The organism is Janthinobacterium sp. TPC_1 (genome assembly GCF_056037845.1).
Genome location: NZ_CP195157.1, coordinates 2,976,805 through 2,995,782, shown reverse-complemented (window position 1 = coordinate 2,995,782; position 18,978 = coordinate 2,976,805). Strand labels below are relative to the sequence as shown.

The 18,978-nt window shown below is 59.2% G+C and carries 14 protein-coding genes, 1 other RNA gene and 3 pseudogenes; 6 read left to right on the top strand and 12 right to left on the bottom strand.

Annotation, left to right across the window (positions count from 1 at the left end):
* Positions 1-8: 8 nt before the first annotated feature.
* The 12 genes and pseudogenes from lapB to gyrA all read right to left on the bottom strand — a co-directional run bounded on the left by lapB (position 9) and on the right by gyrA (position 13,742).
* The gene (lapB, locus tag ACQVLG_RS14660) at positions 9-1,184 is read right to left on the bottom strand and encodes a lipopolysaccharide assembly protein LapB (RefSeq protein ID WP_230538490.1); all 1,176 of its coding nucleotides are present in this window, start codon (positions 1,182-1,184) and stop codon (positions 9-11) included.
* Between the two features lie 46 nt (positions 1,185-1,230).
* Positions 1,231-1,533, bottom strand: coding sequence for a LapA family protein (locus tag ACQVLG_RS14655; protein ID WP_076567441.1), 303 nt, complete (start codon positions 1,531-1,533; stop codon positions 1,231-1,233).
* A gap of 236 nt (positions 1,534-1,769) precedes the next feature.
* The gene (locus ACQVLG_RS14650; protein WP_008446215.1) at positions 1,770-2,075 is read right to left on the bottom strand and encodes an integration host factor subunit beta; all 306 of its coding nucleotides are present in this window, start codon (positions 2,073-2,075) and stop codon (positions 1,770-1,772) included.
* A 20-nt stretch (positions 2,076-2,095) separates the two neighbouring features.
* Positions 2,096-3,774: pseudogene (rpsA, locus tag ACQVLG_RS14645) on the bottom strand (30S ribosomal protein S1).
* Between the two features lie 152 nt (positions 3,775-3,926).
* Positions 3,927-4,595 (bottom strand): (d)CMP kinase, encoded by a 669-nt coding sequence (gene cmk, locus ACQVLG_RS14640; RefSeq protein ID WP_474295309.1) that lies wholly within the window; start codon positions 4,593-4,595, stop codon positions 3,927-3,929.
* Between the two features lie 16 nt (positions 4,596-4,611).
* A pseudogene (gene aroA, locus ACQVLG_RS14635) lies at positions 4,612-5,968 on the bottom strand (3-phosphoshikimate 1-carboxyvinyltransferase).
* A 15-nt stretch (positions 5,969-5,983) separates the two neighbouring features.
* On the bottom strand, positions 5,984-6,889 hold the full coding sequence (locus ACQVLG_RS14630; protein WP_474295307.1) for a prephenate dehydrogenase: 906 nt from the start codon (positions 6,887-6,889) through the stop codon (positions 5,984-5,986).
* A 4-nt stretch (positions 6,890-6,893) separates the two neighbouring features.
* Positions 6,894-8,000 (bottom strand): histidinol-phosphate transaminase, encoded by a 1,107-nt coding sequence (hisC, locus tag ACQVLG_RS14625; protein WP_474295305.1) that lies wholly within the window; start codon positions 7,998-8,000, stop codon positions 6,894-6,896.
* Between the two features lie 44 nt (positions 8,001-8,044).
* Positions 8,045-9,115: a prephenate dehydratase gene (gene pheA, locus ACQVLG_RS14620; RefSeq protein WP_474295303.1), complete on the bottom strand. Its 1,071-nt coding sequence runs from the start codon at positions 9,113-9,115 to the stop codon at positions 8,045-8,047.
* Positions 9,116-9,198: 83 nt separating this feature from the next.
* Positions 9,199-10,290, bottom strand: a complete 1,092-nt coding sequence (gene serC / locus ACQVLG_RS14615) for a 3-phosphoserine/phosphohydroxythreonine transaminase (RefSeq protein WP_474295302.1) — start codon at positions 10,288-10,290, stop codon at positions 9,199-9,201.
* Between the two features lie 24 nt (positions 10,291-10,314).
* Entirely contained in the window at positions 10,315-10,899 is a 585-nt protein-coding gene (locus ACQVLG_RS14610) for a DUF2059 domain-containing protein (protein ID WP_230538497.1), read from the bottom strand.
* Between the two features lie 156 nt (positions 10,900-11,055).
* Positions 11,056-13,742 (bottom strand): annotated as a pseudogene (gene gyrA / locus ACQVLG_RS14605) (DNA gyrase subunit A).
* Between the two features lie 220 nt (positions 13,743-13,962).
* Here gyrA and ACQVLG_RS14600 point away from each other — a divergent pair.
* The 6 genes from ACQVLG_RS14600 (at position 13,963) to ACQVLG_RS14575 (ending at position 18,967) form a co-directional block, all read left to right on the top strand.
* A complete protein-coding gene (locus tag ACQVLG_RS14600) occupies positions 13,963-14,178 on the top strand; it encodes a hypothetical protein (RefSeq protein ID WP_474295299.1) in 216 nt (71 codons plus the stop codon).
* A gap of 176 nt (positions 14,179-14,354) precedes the next feature.
* Positions 14,355-15,065, top strand: a complete 711-nt coding sequence (ompA, locus tag ACQVLG_RS14595; RefSeq protein WP_034782001.1) for an outer membrane protein OmpA — start codon at positions 14,355-14,357, stop codon at positions 15,063-15,065.
* 127 nt (positions 15,066-15,192) lie between these two features.
* The gene (ubiG, locus tag ACQVLG_RS14590; RefSeq protein WP_230538500.1) at positions 15,193-15,888 is read left to right on the top strand and encodes a bifunctional 2-polyprenyl-6-hydroxyphenol methylase/3-demethylubiquinol 3-O-methyltransferase UbiG; all 696 of its coding nucleotides are present in this window, start codon (positions 15,193-15,195) and stop codon (positions 15,886-15,888) included.
* A gap of 68 nt (positions 15,889-15,956) precedes the next feature.
* Positions 15,957-16,661, top strand: coding sequence for an HAD family hydrolase (locus ACQVLG_RS14585; protein ID WP_474295297.1), 705 nt, complete (start codon positions 15,957-15,959; stop codon positions 16,659-16,661).
* 83 nt (positions 16,662-16,744) lie between these two features.
* Positions 16,745-17,105: a transfer-messenger RNA gene (gene ssrA / locus ACQVLG_RS14580) on the top strand.
* A gap of 800 nt (positions 17,106-17,905) precedes the next feature.
* Positions 17,906-18,967: a hypothetical protein gene (locus tag ACQVLG_RS14575; RefSeq protein ID WP_474295295.1), complete on the top strand. Its 1,062-nt coding sequence runs from the start codon at positions 17,906-17,908 to the stop codon at positions 18,965-18,967.
* The last annotated feature ends 11 nt before the right edge of the window (positions 18,968-18,978 follow it).

The following is an 18,978-nucleotide window of genomic DNA, read 5'->3' as shown; positions in this document are numbered from 1 at the left end:
ACGATTGATCAATTCATGACATTTAATTCTTCAGTGCGGCGCGGTGGGTAGGTTTCCCACTTGTTGCAGCCAGGGCAATGCCAGTAGAACTGGCGCGCCTTGAAGCCGCAGTGGCTGCACTGGTAGCGGGCCAGCTTCTGCGTGTAGCCGTGCACGAGGTTTTTCACCATCGACAGCTCCGACCAGATGGCGGCCGGGGCATCCATCATGCGCGCTTCCAGCAGTTTATCGAGGCCCAGCAAGGTTGGCGTGCGGCGCAATTCCGCGCTGACCAGCTGCTTCGCCGCTTCCACGCCGTCGAGTTCGATGACGGCCTTGAAGACGACTTCGATCAGGTCGATCGACGACGCCTCTTCCAGGTAGGAACGCAGCAGGTTGACGCCTTCCTGCGGACGGCCCAGCCTGGTGTAACCATCCATCAGGCGCTGGGCCACCAGGGCCACGTGCGGCACGCTTTGCTGCTCGACGCGGCGCCAGGTGGTCAGCGCGCCTTCCACGTCGCCGCGCGCCAGCAGCACGTCGCCCGTCAGAATGGTGGCGCGCACGCTCTTGCGGTCCGTCTGCAAGGCTTTTTCCAGCAGCGGCATGGCTTCGTCCGGTTTCATGTGCACGAGGGCGTCATGCGCCAGCTCGCAATAGAACTGGGCGATTTCCTTCTGGCGCGCGCCGGCGCCCGATTCCTGCAAGCCCACGGCCGCTTCGATGGCGCGTGGCCATTCCTTTTCGCGCTGGTAGATTTCCAGCAGCGCGCGGCGCGCCTGGGCCGCATATTGCGTGTCGACCAGGCTGTTGAAGGTTTCTTCGGCGCGGTCCAGCAAACCCGCCTTCAGGTAATCCATGCCCAGCTCGTAGGCGGCATGGCCCTGCTGTTCCAGCGGCAGATCCGGGCGCGCCAGCAAGTTCTGGTGCACGCGGATGGCGCGCTCCGTCTCGCCGCGGCGGCGGAACAGATTACCCAGCGCAAAATGCATATCGGCCGATTCCGGGTCCAGCTTGACGACTTCGATGAAGGCGTCGATGGCCTTGTCGTGCTGTTCATTGAGCAGGAAATTCAAGCCCTTGAAGTAATTGCGCGGCAGGCTGCGCGATTCGGACACCAGTTGATGAATGTCAACACGCGCGGCAATCCAGCCCAGCGCGAAAAACACCGGGATACCCAAGAGCCACCAGAGTTCAAAATCCATGCGATTGTTTTTATTCGAGTAAGAGAGATAGGAGCGAGGACGGCGCTTACTGCGCGCTCACGCTGTCCGGTTGCGGCTGGACATTGCTGGGCACGCCAACTGTCTGCAGCGCGGCAATGGTGGTTTTTTGCTTGCTCGCTTCGCGGCGGTGACGGAACACGGTCGGCGTCAGGGCCAGCACGCCCAGGCTGGCGCCAGCGACAAAAAAGCCCAGCAGCATCAGGACCAGGGGGCCGCGAATTTCATAATTGAGGAAAACATGCAGGTCGACAACCTGCGCATTCTTCAGCGCAAAACTGAAGAACAGGACGAAAAGAACACAGCCAACGATGGTGGAGATGATTTTCATCGATACGCCCAGAAAGTACAAAAAATGCCCGTATGGCACAACCTTGGAATGCCTGACAGAAGCGCAGCGAGCGTCAGTGATTTGTGGCCAAGAAGCGCAACCGTGCTCGAGCACGGTGAGCATCGCCGGCCGCAAAGCGCGACGCGCAGTAGCTTATGTCAGGTATTCTCAGCATATTAACAAAAAAAAGCGGCATCCAAGGGACGCCGCTTTCTATGTCGCCTTCCAGCAGACGATTAATCCTCGATAATCGGTTGCCCGACCATCGCGTCCACCCGCTCGCGCAACTGTTTGCCCGGCTTGAAGTGGGGTACCCGTTTTTCGGGCACCATCACCTTGTCGCCGGATTTCGGGTTGCGGCCGATGCGCGGGGGCCTGCTGTTCAGGGCAAAACTGCCAAAACCGCGGATCTCGATACGCTGACCGGTCGCCAGGGCGTTGGTCATCGCATCGAGAATGGTCTTGACGGCATACTCCGCATCTTTCGCCACCAGCTGAGAATAACGCTCAGCGAGGCGGTTGATCAGCTCGGACTTTGTCATCTGCCAGTATCCGCGAAGTCTTAGTTCTTGTTATCGAACTTAGCTTTCAACAAGGCGCCCAGGCTGGTGGTGCCCGAAGCTGCGTTGTTGTCGGTAGCTGCCATTTCTGCATGGCTTCCTGGGTTTCCACGTTGTCTTTCGCTTTGATCGACAGTTGGATACCACGGGCTTTGCGGTCGATGTTCAACACCATGGCTTCAACGGTGTCGCCGACTTTCAGGTGCGTACCAGCATCTTCAACGCGGTCGCGCGAGATTTCGGAAGCGCGCAGGTAGCCTTCAACTTCTTCGGACAGTTGGATCACGGCGCCTTTAGGCTCAACCGATTTAACGGTGCCGGTTACCAGCGAGCCTTTGTCGTTCATGGCTGCGAAGTTGTTGAATGGGTCACCTTCCAGTTGCTTGACGCCCAGGGAAACGCGCTCGCGCTCAACGTCGATGGCCAGAACGATGGCTTCCAGTTCGTCACCTTTCTTGAAGCGACGCACGGCTTCTTCGCCGGTTTCGGTCCAGGACAGGTCGGACAGGTGCACCAGACCGTCGATGTTGCCGGCCAGGCCGATGAACACGCCGAAGTCGGTGATCGATTTGATCGCGCCGCGGACTTTGTCACCTTTCTTATGGGTAACACCGAAGTCGTCCCATGGATTGGCTTTGCACTGTTTCATGCCCAGCGAGATACGACGACGCTCTTCGTCGATTTCCAGAACCATCACTTCTACTTCGTCGCCCAGTTGGACAACTTTGTTAGGAGCAACATTTTTGTTCGTCCAGTCCATTTCGGAAACGTGTACCAGACCTTCGATACCCTGTTCCACTTCAACGAACGCGCCGTAGTCGGTCAGGTTCGTTACTTTACCGAACAGACGGGTGCTTTGTGGGTAACGACGGGACAGACCGGTCCAAGGATCGTCGCCCAGTTGTTTCACGCCCAGCGAAACACGGTTTTTCTCTTGATCGTATTTCAGGACTTTGGCGGTGATTTCCTGGCCAACCGTCAGAACTTCCGACGGGTGACGTACACGGCGCCATGCCAGGTCGGTGATGTGCAGCAAGCCATCGATACCGCCCAGATCCACGAACGCGCCGTAGTCGGTGATATTTTTGACGACGCCGGTCACGACCGTGCCTTCTTTCAGCGTTTCCATCAGTTTCTGACGCTCTTCGCCCATCGAAGCTTCGATGACGGCGCGGCGGGACAGAACCACGTTGTTACGCTTGCGATCCAGCTTGATCACTTTGAATTCGAGGGTTTTGCCTTCGAATGGGGTGGTGTCTTTGACAGGACGGGTATCAACCAGCGAACCCGGCAGGAATGCGCGGATGCCGTTGGTCAACACGGTCAGACCGCCTTTGACTTTACCATTGACGGTACCGACGACGATTTCGCCCGATTCCATTGCTTTTTCCAGAGCCAGCCACGAAGCCAGACGCTTGGCTTTATCGCGCGACAGGATGGTATCGCCGAAACCGTTTTCCAGCGATTCGATCGCCACGGAAACGAAATCACCAACTTTGACTTCCAGTTCGCCGTGGTCGTTCTTGAATTCTTCGACAGGGATGAATGCTTCGGATTTGAGGCCGGCGTTGACGATCACGAAATTGTGGTCGAGGCGCACGACTTCAGCGGAAATAACTTCGCCGGAGCGCATATCTTGACGCGACAACGATTCCTCGAAGAGCGCAGCAAAACTTTCCATACCGGTAGATTCGTTAGTTGTAACAGTAGACATAGGGTTCACACAGGTTATCCAGCAGAGATCGCACGATGCGACTTAAACTGGGTTAGGTTTTTGACACACCCGGACAGGCCAGGAGCCGTCAACGGGCACCACATAGCATAGAAATCACACTATTTTGCTGCAGCTGCATACCATTTCAACACGGTTTCGACGGCATCATCTGCCGTCATTTCCGACGTATCGAGGACATGCGCCCCTTCCGCGGGGACCAGCGGCGCAATCGCACGGTGAGTATCACGTTCGTCCCGCGCCTGCAAATCCATCAGAAGGTCTTCCATATTAGCAGAAAAACCCTTGTCTATCAATTGCTTGTAGCGCCGTTGCGCGCGCGCCTCGACGCTGGCCGTGAGAAAGACCTTCAATTGGGCATGCGGGAAGATCACCGTGCCCATGTCGCGCCCGTCGGCCACCAGGCCCGGCGTCTTGCGAAAACCCAGCTGCAAGCCCACGAGGGCATGGCGAACCGTTGGCAATACGGCAATTTTCGACGCCGTATTACCCACTTCTTCGGCGCGGATCTGTTCGGTGACGTTTTCCTGCGCCAGCAGGATTTCGCCGCCCGCGAAATGGCAGGGCAAGTGCTCGGCCAGCTTGGCCAGCGCGTGCTCGTCGCGCAAGTCGGTGCCGCGGCGCAGCGCGCTCAAGGCCGTCAGGCGGTACAGCGCGCCCGAGTCCAGGTAATGAAAGCCCAGCTTGTCGGCCACGCGATGGGCCACCGTGCCCTTGCCGGAAGCGGTGGGGCCGTCGATGGCGATGACTGGGATGTTGGAGGTTGGCATAGTATTAAACAATCAATTAAATCAAGGTGTCTTTGGCAATCCCCGCGAATGCGGCGAAATACTCGGGGAAGGTCTTGGCCACGCATTTCGGGTCGTTGATGCGCATCTCGTTGCCGCGGCGCGCGGCGCCATCGAGCGAGGCGAGCGAAAAGCACATGGCCATGCGGTGGTCGTCATACGTGTCGATGGTCGCTGCCTGGATTTCGGCCGGCGGCGTCACGCGCAGGTAGTCCGCGCCCTCTTCCACTTCGGCGCCCAGTTTACGCAATTCCGTCGCCATGGCGGCCAGGCGGTCCGTTTCCTTCACGCGCCAGCTGGCGATATTGCGCAAGGTGCTGGTGCCGTCCGCGTACAGGGCCGCCACGGCGATCGTCATGGCCGCGTCGGGGATGTGATTAAAGTCCATGTCGACGGCTTTCAGCACGCCGTTCGAACGGGCCTCGATCCAGTTCTCGCCCATGGTGATGGTCGCGCCCATCTGCTGCAAGGCTTCGACGAAGCGCACGTCGCCCTGGATGCTGTCGCGTCCCACGCCCTCCACGCGCACGGGACCGCCGCCGATGGCGCCGGCCGCCAGGAAGTACGAAGGCCGACGAGGCGTCGCCTTCCACGTGGATGGTGCCCGGGCTTTGATACTGCTGGCCCGGCTGCACGGTGAACGACTGCCAGCCGTCATGCTCGACCTTCACGCCGAAACGGCGCATCAGGTTCAGGGTAATCTCGATGTACGGCTTCGAAATCAGCTCGCCCGTGACATCGATGGTCACGGCATGGTCGCGCGCCATCAGCGGCGCCACCATCAGCAAGGCCGTCAGGAACTGGCTCGACACGTTGCCGCGCACGGCGATGCGCTGCGCGTGGATGTGACCGCGGCGAATGCGCAGTGGCGGGAAGCCCTGCTCGCCCGTGTATTCAATCTGCGTGCCGACGGCGTTCAGCGCGTCGACCAGGTCGCCGATGGGGCGCTCGTGCATGCGCGACACGCCATGCAGCGTGTAGTCGCCGCCGATCACGGCCAGCGCCGCCGTCAGCGGGCGGATCGCCGTGCCGGCGTTCCCCATGAACAGGTCCGCCGCGTGGTGCGGGAACACGCCGCCGCAGCCTTCCACGTGGTGCACCTGGTGGGCAGTGGCCGGGTCGCCCGTCAATTCATCCTGCGTCCATTTGACGCCCAGCGACGTCAGGGCCGTCAGCATGACGAAGGTGTCGTCGGAAGCGAGCAAATCGATGATTTTCGTCGTGCCCCTGGCCAGCGCGGCCAGCAGCAGCACGCGGTTGGAAATGCTTTTCGAGCCGGGCAAACGCACCGTGCCTTCGACGTGCATCACCGGCTTCAAATCGATATGGTGGGGGTAGTGCTTGATCTGGGTCATGCTGGAATCCTTCAATTATTGTGTGGGCGCGGGCGCTTCCGCCGTTTCGATCGCCTCTATCCATTGCTGCCGCGCGTGCTGGGCGTTCGCGTACACGCCCTCGATGGCGGCGCCGTCGTTGGCGGCCAGGTGGGCGCGCAAGGTCGTCAACTGCGCCAGGTAGGCGTCCAGTTCGTGCAGCAGCGCCGGCTGGTTGGCCAGGCTGATGTCGCGCCACATTTCCGGCGATGAGCCGGCGATGCGCGTAAAGTCGCGAAAGCCGCTGGCCGCGTATTGAAACAGCAGGCCCGCGTGCGGCTTGTTGGCGATGTCGTCGACCAGCGCAAAGGCCAGCAAATGCGGCAGATGGCTGACGGCGGCAAACACCTTGTCATGTTCTTCGGGGCTCAAGGTGTGCAGGATGGCGCCGCAGGCACGCCAGGCGGCCGTCACCCGCTCCACGTCGGGCGCGGCGTTTTCCGCCAGCGGCGTGAGCACCACTTTCTTGCCTTGATATAAGTCAATGATGGCCGCGTCAGGGCCATTCGTCTCGCGTCCCGCGATCGGGTGGCCGGGCACGAATTGCGCCACCTTGCCACCAAGTGCTGCGCGCGCGGCCGCCACCACGTCGCTTTTCGTGCTGCCCGCGTCGGTGACGATGGTTCCCGGCTGCAGGTGCGGCGCGATGGACGCGAGGATGGCACCCGTCTGCGCCACGGGCGCGGCCAGCAGCACCAGATCGGCGCCCGCCATGGCTTGCGCCATGTCGCCGCCGATTTCGTCGATGATGCCCAGTTCAAGCGCGCGCGCCATCGATGCCGGCGACCGGCCCATGCCGACCACCGTGGCGACGGCGCCCGCGTGCTTCAGGGCGCGCGCGAACGAGCCGCCGATCAGGCCCACGCCGAAAATGACGACCTTGTTCAGTGCAGGCGTCGTCATATCGTCAGGCCAGCGCTTTCGTCAGCGCGGCGATGAAGATGGCGTTTTCCTGCGGCAGGCCGATGGAAATGCGCAGCCATTGCGGCAAGCCGTAGCTGCCGACGGGGCGCACGATCACGCCCTGCTTGAGCAGCGCCAGATTGACGCGCGCGCCCGCTTCATCGTCGTCGCCCACCTTCACCAGCACGAAATTGCCATGCGACGGCACATATTCCAGGCCCAGTTGCGTAAACGCCTCCGTGAACTGCTGGTAGCCGGCCGCGTTGTTGCGCGCGCTTTGCTCGAGGAAGGCCTTGTCGTTCAGGGCGGCAATCGCTGCCGCCTGCGCCAGCGAATTGACGTTGAATGGCTGGCGGATGCGGTTCATCAGGTCCGTCAGCACCGGCTGGGCGATGGCAAAGCCGATGCGCAGGCCGGCCAGGCCATACGCCTTCGACAGGGTGCGCGAGACCACCAGGTTCGGATACTGGCGTACCCACGCCGTCGACTCGTACTGGTCGTCGGCCGACAGGAATTCGTTGTAGGCCTCGTCCAGCACGACGACGACGTGCGCAGGCACTTTCTTGAGGAAGGCTTCCAGCTGCGCGGCCGTCAGGAAGGTGCCGGTCGGGTTGTTCGGGTTGGCGATGAAGACCAGACGCGTATCGTCGGCGATCGCCGCCGCCATGGCGTCGAGGTCATGGCCGTAGGCTTGCGCCGGCACGACGATGTGGCGCGCGCCCAGGCCCTGCGTGGCCAGCGCGTACACGGCGAACGAGTATTGCGAGTACACGACGGACTGGCCGTGCTCGACAAACGCGTGCGCGGCGATTTCCAGGATGTCGTTACTGCCGTTGCCCAGGGTGATCCAGTCGGCCGGCACGTCGTAGCGTTTCGACAGCACGGCCTTCAGGTCAAAGCCGTTGGCGTCCGGGTAGCGGCCCAGGTCATCGATGGCGGCGATCATCGCCTGTTTGGCCGATTCCGGCATGCCGTACGGGTTTTCATTCGACGCCAGCTTGACGATGGCTGCCTCGTCGAGGCCGAATTCGCGCGCGACTTCCGCGATCGGTTTGCCGCTCTGGTAAGGGGCGATGGCGCGGACGTATTCTGGACCGATATTTTTAGACATGGTGTTCTTTAAAAAAGTGGGTGATTGTAAGAATCGCTACAACTTCACAGGCTGACCGGATACGACCCCAGCACCTTGAAAAACGCCGCGTTGCTCTGCAGCTCGGCCAGCGCCTGCGCGACGGCCGCGTCATGCACGTGGCCCTCCACGTCGACATAGAAATAATACTCCCAGCTGCCCATGCGCGCCGGGCGCGACTCGAAGCGCGTCATCGACACGCCGTGCCTGGCCAGGGGCGCCAGCAACTGATACACGGCGCCGGCCTTGTTCGGCACGGCCAATACCAGCGAGGTCTGGTCCTTGCCCGACGGCGCCGTCTGCAAGGTGCCCACGACGGCAAAGCGCGTGCGGTTGTGCGGGTCGTCCTGGATGTGGCCCTTGACCACGCCCAGCTTGTACTGCGCGCCCGCCAGTTCGCTGGCGATCGCCGCCACCGTGCCATCTTCGCCGGCCAGGCGCGCCGCCTCGGCATTCGAGGCCACGGCGCGGCGCTCGACGTGCGGATAATTCTGGTTCAGCCACACCTGGCACTGCGCCAGCGCCTGGGAATGGGCGCAAATGGCCGTGACGCCATCCATGTTGCCGCTCTTCGTCATCAGGCTGTGGTGCACGGCAATCGCGACTTCACCGCTGATGATGAGGCTAGTCTGCAGCATCATGTCCAGGGTGCGGTTGACGGCGCCTTCCGAGGAATTCTCGATCGGCACCACGCCGAAATCCGCCGTTCCCGCCTCGGCGGAGCGGAACACTTCGTCGATGGAGGCGCACGGCAAGCCTTCGACGGCGCTGCCGAACTGCTGGTACACGGCTTGTTCGCTGAAGGTGCCTGCCGGGCCAAGATAGGCCACGGTGACGCGTTTTTCCAGCGAGCGGCAGGACGACATGATTTCGCGGAAGATGGTCTGCACTTCGCGGTCGCCCATGGGGCCGGGATTGCGCTCGGCCACGCCGCGCAGCACCTGCGCTTCGCGCTCGGGGCGGAACACGGGCGCCTGGGTTTCGGCCTTCACGTGGCCCACTTGCTGGGCGATCTGCGCGCGGCGGTTCAGCAGTTCGAGGATTTGCGCGTCGATGGCATCGATCTGTTCGCGCAGCGGTTTCAATTTATCGGTCATGGTTGGTTTGTTTCGTCAGCTGTACTTCAATCATTGCCGCGCGGCCTGCGCCGGCGGCGGGCCGGCGCGGTCGGTTAAGCGACTCAGCGTCCGGCAAACTCGTTCAGATAATTCACCAGGGCTTGCACGCCCTCGATCGGCATCGCGTTATAGATCGATGCACGCATGCCGCCGACGGACTTGTGGCCCTTCAGTTGCAGCAGGCCGCGCTGCTTGGCGCCGGCCAGGAATGCGTCGTTCAGACTTTCGTCGCGCAGATAGAACGGGATGGTCATGCGCGAGCGGTATGCGGGGTCGACCCGGTTCTGGTAGAAATCGTCCGCATCGAGCGCCGCGTACAGCAGCGCCGCTTTGTCAATATTACGCTGTTCCATGGCTGCAACGCCACCCTGGCGTTTGAGCCACTGGAAAACCAGGCCGGCGATATAGATGCCATAGGTAGGCGGCGTGTTGTACATCGACTCATGTTCGGCCACGATGGTCCAGTCGAAAGCGGACGGGCAGATCGGCAGCGCCTTGCCCAGCAAGTCTTCGCGCACGATGACCAGGGTCAGGCCGGCCGGGCCGATATTTTTCTGCGCGCCGCCAAAAATGACGCCATATTGCGATACGTCAATAACGCGCGACAGAATGTGCGAAGACATGTCGGCCACGATGGTGGTGCCTGCGGGGACATTCGGCGCCTGCTGGAATTCCACGCCGTCGATGGTTTCATTGGTGCAGATGTGCAGGTAGGCGGCGCCCGGCGTCAGCTGCCATTCGGCGACGGGCGGCACGCCCGTGAAATGGGCAGCCTTGGACGACGCGGCCACGTTGACGTTGGCATACTTGCCCGCTTCCTGGATCGACTTGCCCGACCACGAGCCCGTATGCACGAAATCGATGGTGGCCGGCTGCTGCGCGGCCAGACCCACCAGGTTCATGGGGATGATGGCGTTCTCGCCCAGGCCACCGCCCTGCAGGAACAGGATTTTATAGTTCTCGGGCACGGCCAGCAGCTCGCGCAGGTCGGCCACCGCCTGCTTGTAGATGGAGATGAATTCGGGACCACGGTGGCTCATTTCCATCACCGACATGCCACTGTCATGCCAGTCCTGCATCTCGGCCGCCGCTTGCGCCAGCACTTCCTTGGGCAGGACGGCGGGGCCGGCGGAGAAGTTGTAGATATGGGTCACGATACAGTCCTTAATAAAATGAAATTATTGGGGCGGCTGCGTGGCCGCCCGCATGACCTGGTCAAGCACGGCATTCACGCGCGGGATCAGCACGCGCTGGCTGATGGCCATCGACTCGGCCGACAGTTGCGGCATGGTGGCCAGCATCTTGCGGCCCAGCGGCGTCTTGTAGAAGGCCGTCAGCTGCTCGACTTCCTGCACCGTGTAAAAGCGCGCGTACAGGGGCACCATTTCGGCGCTCAGATCATCGATCAGGGTCGGGTCGGCCAGCACCTGCGTCAGGGTGGCGATGGCGACGGGGATCTCCTCCTCGGCGCTGGCCAGCGCGCGCGCCTTGCGCTGCTCGTCCAGGTTCGGGTTGCTGCTGATTTGCTGCTGCGCCGACTGGCGGATCATGGCGGGCACCGATTGCAGCATCTGGTCGAAGATGTTGCGCGTCAGCTGCGGGAATTGCATCGCGTCGAGCATGCGCCGCACGGCCACCTTCATGGCGGGGCTGGGCGCCGCCTGGCGGGCGGGCGTGGCTTGCGTGCTCTGGGCCAGGGCCGGCAAGGTCGCAAGAAAGGCCAGCGAAAACGCGGCGAAGAAGGTGGCGACGATTTTTCTCATGGCATGCGGGATGTTGATTGACTGGTAAAAGGGCACTGCCGGCGATGCATGTCGGCTTACGCCCGACGGGCTAAGCCGACGTACGAAATTGTGCTGGCGGCGCCAGGAAAAGGCACGCCAATAGCAATTGGGGCTCCCGAAAGAGCCCCAATCATCTTACTCCGGCTGGGCCGGGTCGACAGGATCGGCTGGTTCGGCCGCTGCCGGCGCAGGCGCGGCGTCCGCCTCCGTCGTCAGCTCGACTTCGTCGATATCCGTTTCCACCACGCGCTGCAGGCCGGACAGCTTGGTGCCGTCTTCCACGGCGATCAGGGTCACGCCCTGCGTCGCGCGGCCCATCTCGCGGATTTCCGACACGCGGGTGCGGATCAAGACGCCACCGGTGGTGATCAGCATGATTTCATCGCTGGCATCGACCAGGGTCGCGGCAACCACTTTGCCATTGCGCTCGCTGGTCTGGATGGCGATCATGCCTTTCGTGCCACGGCCATGGCGCGTGTACTCGGTGATCGGCGTGCGCTTGCCGTAGCCGTTTTCCGTGGCCGTCAGCACCGACTGCTGCTCGTTCTCGGCCACCAGCAGGGCGATCACGTGCTGGCCTTCTTCCAGGTTCATGCCGCGCACGCCGCGCGCCGTGCGGCCCATCGGACGCACATCGTTTTCGTCGAAGCGCACTGCCTTGCCCGAATCGGAGAACAGCATCACGTCGTGCTGGCCGTCCGTCAGCGCCGCGCCGATCAGGAAGTCGCCGTCGTCCAGGTCGACCGCGATGATGCCGGCCTTGCGTGGATTGCTGAAGTCCTTCAGCGGCGTCTTCTTGACGGTGCCCAGGCTGGTCGACATGAACACGTAATGGTCTTCCGGGAACGTGCGGTTCTCGCCCGACAGCGGCAGGATCACGGTGATCTTTTCGTTGTCCTGCAGCGGGAACATGTTGACGATCGGCTTGCCGCGCGAATTGCGCGAGCCTTGCGGCACTTCCCACACCTTCAGCCAGTACATGCGGCCACGATCCGAGAAGCACAGGATGTAGTCGTGCGTATTGGCGATGAACAGCTGGTCGATCCAGTCTTCCTCTTTAGTCGCCATGGCTTGCTTGCCGCGGCCGCCGCGCTTCTGCGCGCGGTATTCGGTGATCGGCTGCGCCTTCATGTAGCCGGTGTGCGACAGGGTCACGACCATGTCTTGCGGCGTGATCAGGTCTTCCGTTTCCAGGTCGGTCGCATTGAGCTCGATCTGATCTGCGAGCGGCGCACGTCCTTGTTGCCGGCGCCGTATTCGTTCTTCGCCAGGGTCATTTCATCGGTGATGATGACGGTGACGCGTTCCGGCTTGGCCAGGATGTCGAGCAAGTCGGCGATATGTTCCATCACGTCCTTGTACTCATTGACGATCTTGTCCTGTTCCAGGCCCGTCAGGCGCTGCAGGCGCATCTGCAAGATTTCCTGCGCCTGGTCGTCCGACAGCTTGTACAGGCCATCGGCCTGCATGCCGTAGTGCTTCGGCAGGTTTTCCGGACGGTAGGCGTCCACGCCGCCCGGCGTCGTGCCGTCGCCCGTGCGGGCCAGCATTTCGCGCACGACGGACGAATCCCAGGCCTTGGCCATCAGCTCGACCTTGGCGATCGGCGGCGTCGGCGCGGCCTTGATGATGGCGATGAAGTCATCAATGTTGGCCAGCGCGACAGCCAGGCCTTCGAGCACGTGGCCGCGTTCGCGCGCCTTGCGCAATTCGAACACGGTGCGGCGCGTGACCACTTCGCGGCGGTGCGACAGGAAGCATTGTTGCAGCATCTGCTTGAGGTTCAGCAGCTTCGGCTGTCCATCGACCAGGGCCACCATGTTCATGCCGAAGGTGTCCTGCAACTGGGTCTGCTTGTACAGGTTGTTGAGCACCACTTCCGGCACTTCGCCCCGCTTCAGCTCGATCACCACGCGCATGCCCGACTTGTCGGATTCGTCGCGGATGTCGGAAATGCCGTCCAGCTTCTTGTCACGCACGTTTTCGGCGATGCGTTCCAGCAAGGATTTCTTGTTGACCTGGAAGGGCAGCTCGTCGACGATGATGGCGATGCGGCCGCCATCCTTGCCGTATTCTTCGAAGTGGGTCTTGGCGCGCATCACCACGCGGCCGCGGCCCGTGCGGTAGCCGTCGCGCACGCCCGACACGCCATAGATGATGCCGGCGGTCGGGAAATCGGGGGCGGGAATGATCTCGATCAATTCATCGATCGTGCATTCCGGGTTGCGCAGCACATGCAGCGCGCCGTCGATCACTTCGGTGATGTTGTGTGGCGGAATGTTCGTCGCCATGCCGACGGCGATACCGGACGAGCCGTTGATCAGCAGGTTCGGGATACGCGTCGGCAAGACCGTCGGTTCCTTTTCCTTGCCGTCGTAGTTGGGCTGGAAGTCGACGGTGTCCTTGTCGATATCGGCCAGCAGCTCGCTGGCGATCTTGTCCAGGCGGCACTCGGTGTAACGCATCGCCGCGGCGCCGTCGCCATCGACGGAACCGAAGTTGCCCTGGCCATCGACGAGCATGTAGCGCAGCGAAAAATCTTGCGCCATGCGCACCAAGGTGTCGTAGATCGAGGCATCGCCGTGGGGATGGTATTTACCCATGGTTTCGCCGACCACGCGGGCGCACTTGACGTAAGGGCGGTTCCACACGTTATTCATTTCATGCATCGCGAACAAGACGCGGCGGTGCACTGGCTTCAAGCCATCGCGCGCATCGGGCAAGGCACGGCCGACGATCACGCTCATGGCGTAATCGAGGTAGCTCTTGCGCATCTCTTCTTCGAGGGAAATAGGAATTGTTTCTTTTGCGAATTGATCCATTGGCGGTTCGACTGATCTCAGGCTGTGGTTAACTTATCTGTTACGCAATGTATGACGCAATACTGCATATCCTGGGTGGCTGTCGTCGTGGATGCCGCACTGCGCGCTGCTGGCGCGGCCCGGCGTCCATGTCGCAGAGTGCCTGACAAACCATCCCGGGCGGTAGCGCCGCCGCGGGCATTTGCTTCACACTCTTGACAGTCAAGCGCACGATTTTAGCATGCGCGCCCTGTTACCTGTACAAATTGGCCAGACCGGCAATATTGCCAGTTTGCACCGGGAGCGTGCACGCCGGCCTGTCGATAATGCACAATGGCAATACCAGTTCAAGACGCCTGCCCTTAAAAGAGGCAAAAAAACCGATCAATTGTTACAGACGCGTTACAAATGGGCATTTTCGTTGCGCAAAAACAACGTGCGGTCTAAAATCGGGTAAGCTTTGATTTAACCACGGTCGTGCGCCCCTGATGCGTGTGGCAAAATGACTGAGAAGTTAATTGCTAGTTTCGCAATCTGAAACGAGCGCATATGGTCTACATGATAAAATCTTGGCACGTAGCACCAGTAGCGCAGTGTTGTTCTGCGGATATCACCCCCCGAAAGGAAAAAAGAATGAATAAATTTGTAACGCTGTTTTTCGCTGCATCCGCAGTGATTGCTGGCTCGGCTTCGGCCCAAACCCCAACCTCCCCACCATTCGCGCCAGTTACCACTGACATCAAAGCACCAAGCCCAAAAAGCGCTTACGTGCAAGATGCCCGCGGCGTCATCGTGCGTGACCCATTCGGTCTGTGCTGGCGTACCGGCTACTGGACACCTGCTGACGCAGTGCCAGGTTGCGACGTGCCACTGTGCGTAGAGCCAGAAACCCTGCAAGACGGCAAATGCGTGGCTCCTCCAGCACCAGTCGTACCAGCACCGGCACCAGTCGTTGTCGTACCAGTACCAGTCGTCGTTGCTCCTACCTCGGAAAAAGTCAGCTTCGCTGCTGATGCCTTCTTCGATTTCGACAAAGCTACGCTGAAGCCAGAAGGCAAAGCCAAGCTGGACGAGCTGTCCGCACAACTGGGCGGCATCAACCTGGAAGTCATCATCGCTGTGGGTCACACCGACTCCGTCGGCACCGATGCTTACAACCAAAAACTGTCGGTACGTCGTGCTGATGCTGTCAAAGCCTACCTGGTCACCAAAGGCGTTGAAAGCAACCGCGTGTACACCGAAGGCAAAGGCGAAAAACAACCTGTTGCTGACAACAAAACTGCCGAAGGCCGTGCGAAAAACCGTCGCGTGGAAATCGAAGTTGTTGGTACCCGCAACAAGTAATAGCTGAGCCCCTCGACTTGCCGCAAGACATCGCGCAAGTCAAGGACAGCATGAAAAACCCCGCCATGGCGGGGTTTTTTTTCGTCCGTGGCTGCCCAATTGTAAAATTGCCGCTATTATTCGACCTATGAACGCCGACCCTCTCGAAATCCAAAAATTCAGTGAGCTGGCCCACCGCTGGTGGGACCCCACTTCCGAGTTTCGTCCCCTGCACGAAATTAACCCCCTGCGCCTGGAATGGATCAACGCAAAAGTGCCGCTGGCCGGCAAGCGCGTGATCGACATCGGCTGCGGCGGCGGCATCCTGGCCGAATCGATGGCCCGCAAGGGCGCCGACGTGACGGGCATCGACCTGTCCGACAAGGCCCTGAAAGTGGCCGACCTGCACAGCCTGGAATCGGGTGCCAAGGTACGCTACAAGCTGATCGCCGCCGAAGCCATGGCCGAGGAAGAGCCGGGCCAGTACGACGTCGTGACCTGCATGGAAATGCTCGAACACGTGCCGGATCCCGCCGCCATCGTCAAGGCTTGCGCCACGCTGGTGAAACCGGGCGGCCATGTCTTCCTGTCGACCCTGAACCGCAACCCGAAAGCGTACCTGTTCGCCATCCTCGGTGCCGAGTACCTGCTGCGCCTGCTGCCGAAAGGCACGCACGACTACGACAAATTCATCACCCCGGCCGAGCTGTCGCAATACGTGCGCAGCGCCGGCCTGGACGTCAACAGCATGCGCGGCATGGGCTACAATCCGCTGACCAAGATTTACTCACTTAATAGCGATACCAGCGTCAATTATCTGGTGGCCTGCACCCGGCCGTTGTAACCATCACGCACAATACCAGGCGGCTGCGGCCGCCATTTTTCATTCTTACTTGACACACTTCGCCCGCCATGATCACAGACCCTCTGCCAGCCCCGCGCGCCATCCTGTTCGACCTCGACGGCACCCTGGCCGACACCGCGCCCGACCTGGCAGCGGCCATCAACCTGCTGCGCGCGCGCGCCGGCCTGGCGCCGACCCCGTATGACATCCTGCGCCCCACCGCCTCGGCCGGCGCGCGCGGCATGATCGGCGCGTCGTACGGCGTCCAACCCGGCGAAAGCGGCTACGAAGCCCTGAAGGACGGCTTCCTGAACAATTACGAAGCGGCGCTGGCCGTGGAAAGCCGCTTGTTCGACGGCATCCCCGCCCTGCTGGAGGGCTTGAGTGCCCTGGGCCTGGCCTGGGGCGTGGTCACCAACAAGGCCGCCCGCTTCACCGACCCGCTGGTGGGCCAGATCGGCCTGGGCGCGGCCGGCTGCGTGATCTCGGGCGACACCATGGCGCATCCTAAGCCGCACCCCGCCCCCCTGCTGGAAGCGGCGCGCCGCCTGGACCTGGCGCCGCAAGACTGCTGGTACGTGGGCGACGACCTGCGCGACATCCAGGCCGGCCGCGCCGCCGGCATGCGCACGGTGGCCTGCGCCTGGGGCTACTGCGGCCCCGTCGAACCGCAGCACTGGAACGCCGACCACCTGCTGGATACCCCGCATGCGCTGCTCGAGCTGGTCAGCGCGGTGGTGAAGGCGGCGCAGGCCCGGCAATTGGCGGCATAAATCGGCCTGCGCTTGATCTGGCACACCAGCAAGCGAAAGCACCATGCAAGAGTGGTCAGATTGCGCTACAATGAAGGTTCTGTGGGGACGACCTGGTTTCGACGTGGGTTGCAAAGCAGCGCAGGGCATACCGAGGGCGGGCTACCTCGTAAATACAACCTGAAAAAACTTAACTGCAAACGATAACTCGTACGCACTGGCAGCTTAATCGCTGTTAGCTCTAGAACACCTCGTCCCTGGGGTGGGCCGTCAAAAGCTCTAGAGTCATTTACAGGGACTCGTCGTATGCTGGGTTACTTAGCGTCCGACTAAATAATAGGTAACTCGCTTGCCCATAACGTGCACATCCGTGCTGGCTGAGTTAAATTAAATGATAGTGCTAAGTATGTAGAACTGTCTGTGGAGTGCTTGCGGACGCGGGTTCGATTCCCGCCGTCTCCACCACTGAATAAATAAAAGGGCTTCCCCGTTTTGGCGGGGAGGCCCTTTTTATTTATTCCATGCATGCAGAACGCGAGCATCGATCCGCGTCCGGTACGGGCGCGGGGGTTGTGCGAGGCCTTCGGCGAGCGCAGCTCGGCGCCGCACAACCGGGTTGCGCTTGCAAGCGCACCCCCCTCCGATTCTTCTGGCTAGCTTTTGCGCCGCAGGCGGTTTTTCCAAGTGGCAACATCAATGGCTAAGACCGTGTACAAATAGCAAATCTACCTATCGTTCCACTCAGAATTTAACACGAGGCATAATTATCATTATTACAATAAAATACTTAGCGCACTGTGACATCGCAAGCAACCCAATCTAAAGCGAAGATCAACCACCTAACCAAGTACGTAATATTGTCAAGACCCCGTCTTTTCTCAGCTAACTAGATTGCCAACATAACGAACTTGTGTTCTTGGCCGATGAGTTGGACAATGATGACTTGCTTGAGTTGTGGTTAGTCCGTTTGACGTCCAAACATGGGAAAAACTCAGTACAAACACGTCTTCTACCAGCCGCGTGAAAGGATGCACCATCGGAAACCAGTGATTCCTTGGTCATTCCAAAGTGATGAACATTCGGGTCCAAATACAACCCTGCAATTGCTCCAATAGGAACTTAAGAGCCATAAAAATGCATCAGATAAGTTGAGGTACGATATGATGCGATCAAGTGACATGCCTTTAATCGTACTTTCACTTTACATATCATCAACAAAAAATCATGGCGAGTCACGGATCGTTTTTATTTTAAAAGGTACTACCATGCAAAAAAAATTTCAGGGTTTGCCTGACATGGACTATAAAGAATTCAATAGATCTTTTAGATATAGAAAAACTACCCAATCGATACCATCACTATTAGATGGGATTCGTAGTGAGAGGATTCGGTGGGATCCCATGTTCACCTATACTAAGTCGTGGTCCATTTTTTCAAAATCGACATTCATTGAAAGTATATTAGTCGGCATGCCAGCGGCCGATATACTTTGCGAAGAAAATCATTATGGTGAATTATTCGTACTTGATGGTGTGCAACGCTTAATTTGCCTCCAGGAATTTTTTAATGATGAATTTAGTCTGCAATACCTAAAGCTTATACCCTCTCTTAATAATCATAGGTATTCAGAATTACCTTATGCGCAGGCATCTATTTTCCACAACCGTACTGAGCTTGATCTTACAATCATAAGTTATGATACTGATGCGATCTTAAAATTCGAATTTTTTAAAAGGTTTCATTCGGATTCCTATCGATTTCCAATCCAACTTGCTCGAAATTATGCTTTTCGTGAGAATCTATACTTCATTCGTGAACTTCAAAATATCACACATAATAACCTAACGCCAAAATCAGGAAATTTACAAAAAATATCGATTAGCACTTCAAAAGCAAACCATAAAGCAGCTTCAGATTTTGATGAACTTTATCTAATGCTTTGCTGCGCATCTTTAACATATCACAACCGCATATCTTATCTCAACAATAGAGAATACAGCAAATTTAGCGATCTACTTGATGAAACGGCCATTTACTTGCATCGCAATCCAGAAGATTTTAATCATCTGAAAAATGTGGTAGTCAACGCCCTAGATAAAGCAAGTAGAGTTTTGAGAGCAACAATAATATTTACAGATTTATCCAGTAGAGGTTACTTCCCCTATGAAAATATAAATGGCATTGAGTTGGATAGTGAAAGCATTGTCGCATGTTTTATTGAATCTCTTAAGGATAGATATTTTGATTTAGAAGATTTTAGAAATCGAAAGTATAGATACAAAAACAGCATGTCCCCACAGAATTTTTTAAAAAATATTCATAGCTAGGATTTACATCG

What these genes read in the sequence shown, in the direction of transcription:
- lapB (WP_230538490.1), bottom strand. Translation starts at nt 1,184, where the DNA reads ATGGATTTTGAACTCTGGTGGCTCTTGGGTATCCCGGTGTTTTTCGCG.
- ACQVLG_RS14655 (WP_076567441.1), bottom strand. Translation starts at nt 1,533, where the DNA reads ATGAAAATCATCTCCACCATCGTTGGCTGTGTTCTTTTCGTCCTGTTC.
- ACQVLG_RS14650 (WP_008446215.1), bottom strand. Translation starts at nt 2,075, where the DNA reads ATGACAAAGTCCGAGCTGATCAACCGCCTCGCTGAGCGTTATTCTCAG.
- cmk (WP_474295309.1), bottom strand. Translation starts at nt 4,595, where the DNA reads ATGCCAACCTCCAACATCCCAGTCATCGCCATCGACGGCCCCACCGCT.
- ACQVLG_RS14630 (WP_474295307.1), bottom strand. Translation starts at nt 6,889, where the DNA reads ATGACGACGCCTGCACTGAACAAGGTCGTCATTTTCGGCGTGGGCCTG.
- hisC (WP_474295305.1), bottom strand. Translation starts at nt 8,000, where the DNA reads ATGTCTAAAAATATCGGTCCAGAATACGTCCGCGCCATCGCCCCTTAC.
- pheA (WP_474295303.1), bottom strand. Translation starts at nt 9,115, where the DNA reads ATGACCGATAAATTGAAACCGCTGCGCGAACAGATCGATGCCATCGAC.
- ACQVLG_RS14610 (WP_230538497.1), bottom strand. Translation starts at nt 10,899, where the DNA reads ATGAGAAAAATCGTCGCCACCTTCTTCGCCGCGTTTTCGCTGGCCTTT.
- ACQVLG_RS14600 (WP_474295299.1), top strand. Translation starts at nt 13,963, where the DNA reads ATGCGCGCCCTGTTACCTGTACAAATTGGCCAGACCGGCAATATTGCC.
- ompA (WP_034782001.1), top strand. Translation starts at nt 14,355, where the DNA reads ATGAATAAATTTGTAACGCTGTTTTTCGCTGCATCCGCAGTGATTGCT.
- ubiG (WP_230538500.1), top strand. Translation starts at nt 15,193, where the DNA reads ATGAACGCCGACCCTCTCGAAATCCAAAAATTCAGTGAGCTGGCCCAC.
- ACQVLG_RS14585 (WP_474295297.1), top strand. Translation starts at nt 15,957, where the DNA reads ATGATCACAGACCCTCTGCCAGCCCCGCGCGCCATCCTGTTCGACCTC.
- ACQVLG_RS14575 (WP_474295295.1), top strand. Translation starts at nt 17,906, where the DNA reads ATGCAAAAAAAATTTCAGGGTTTGCCTGACATGGACTATAAAGAATTC.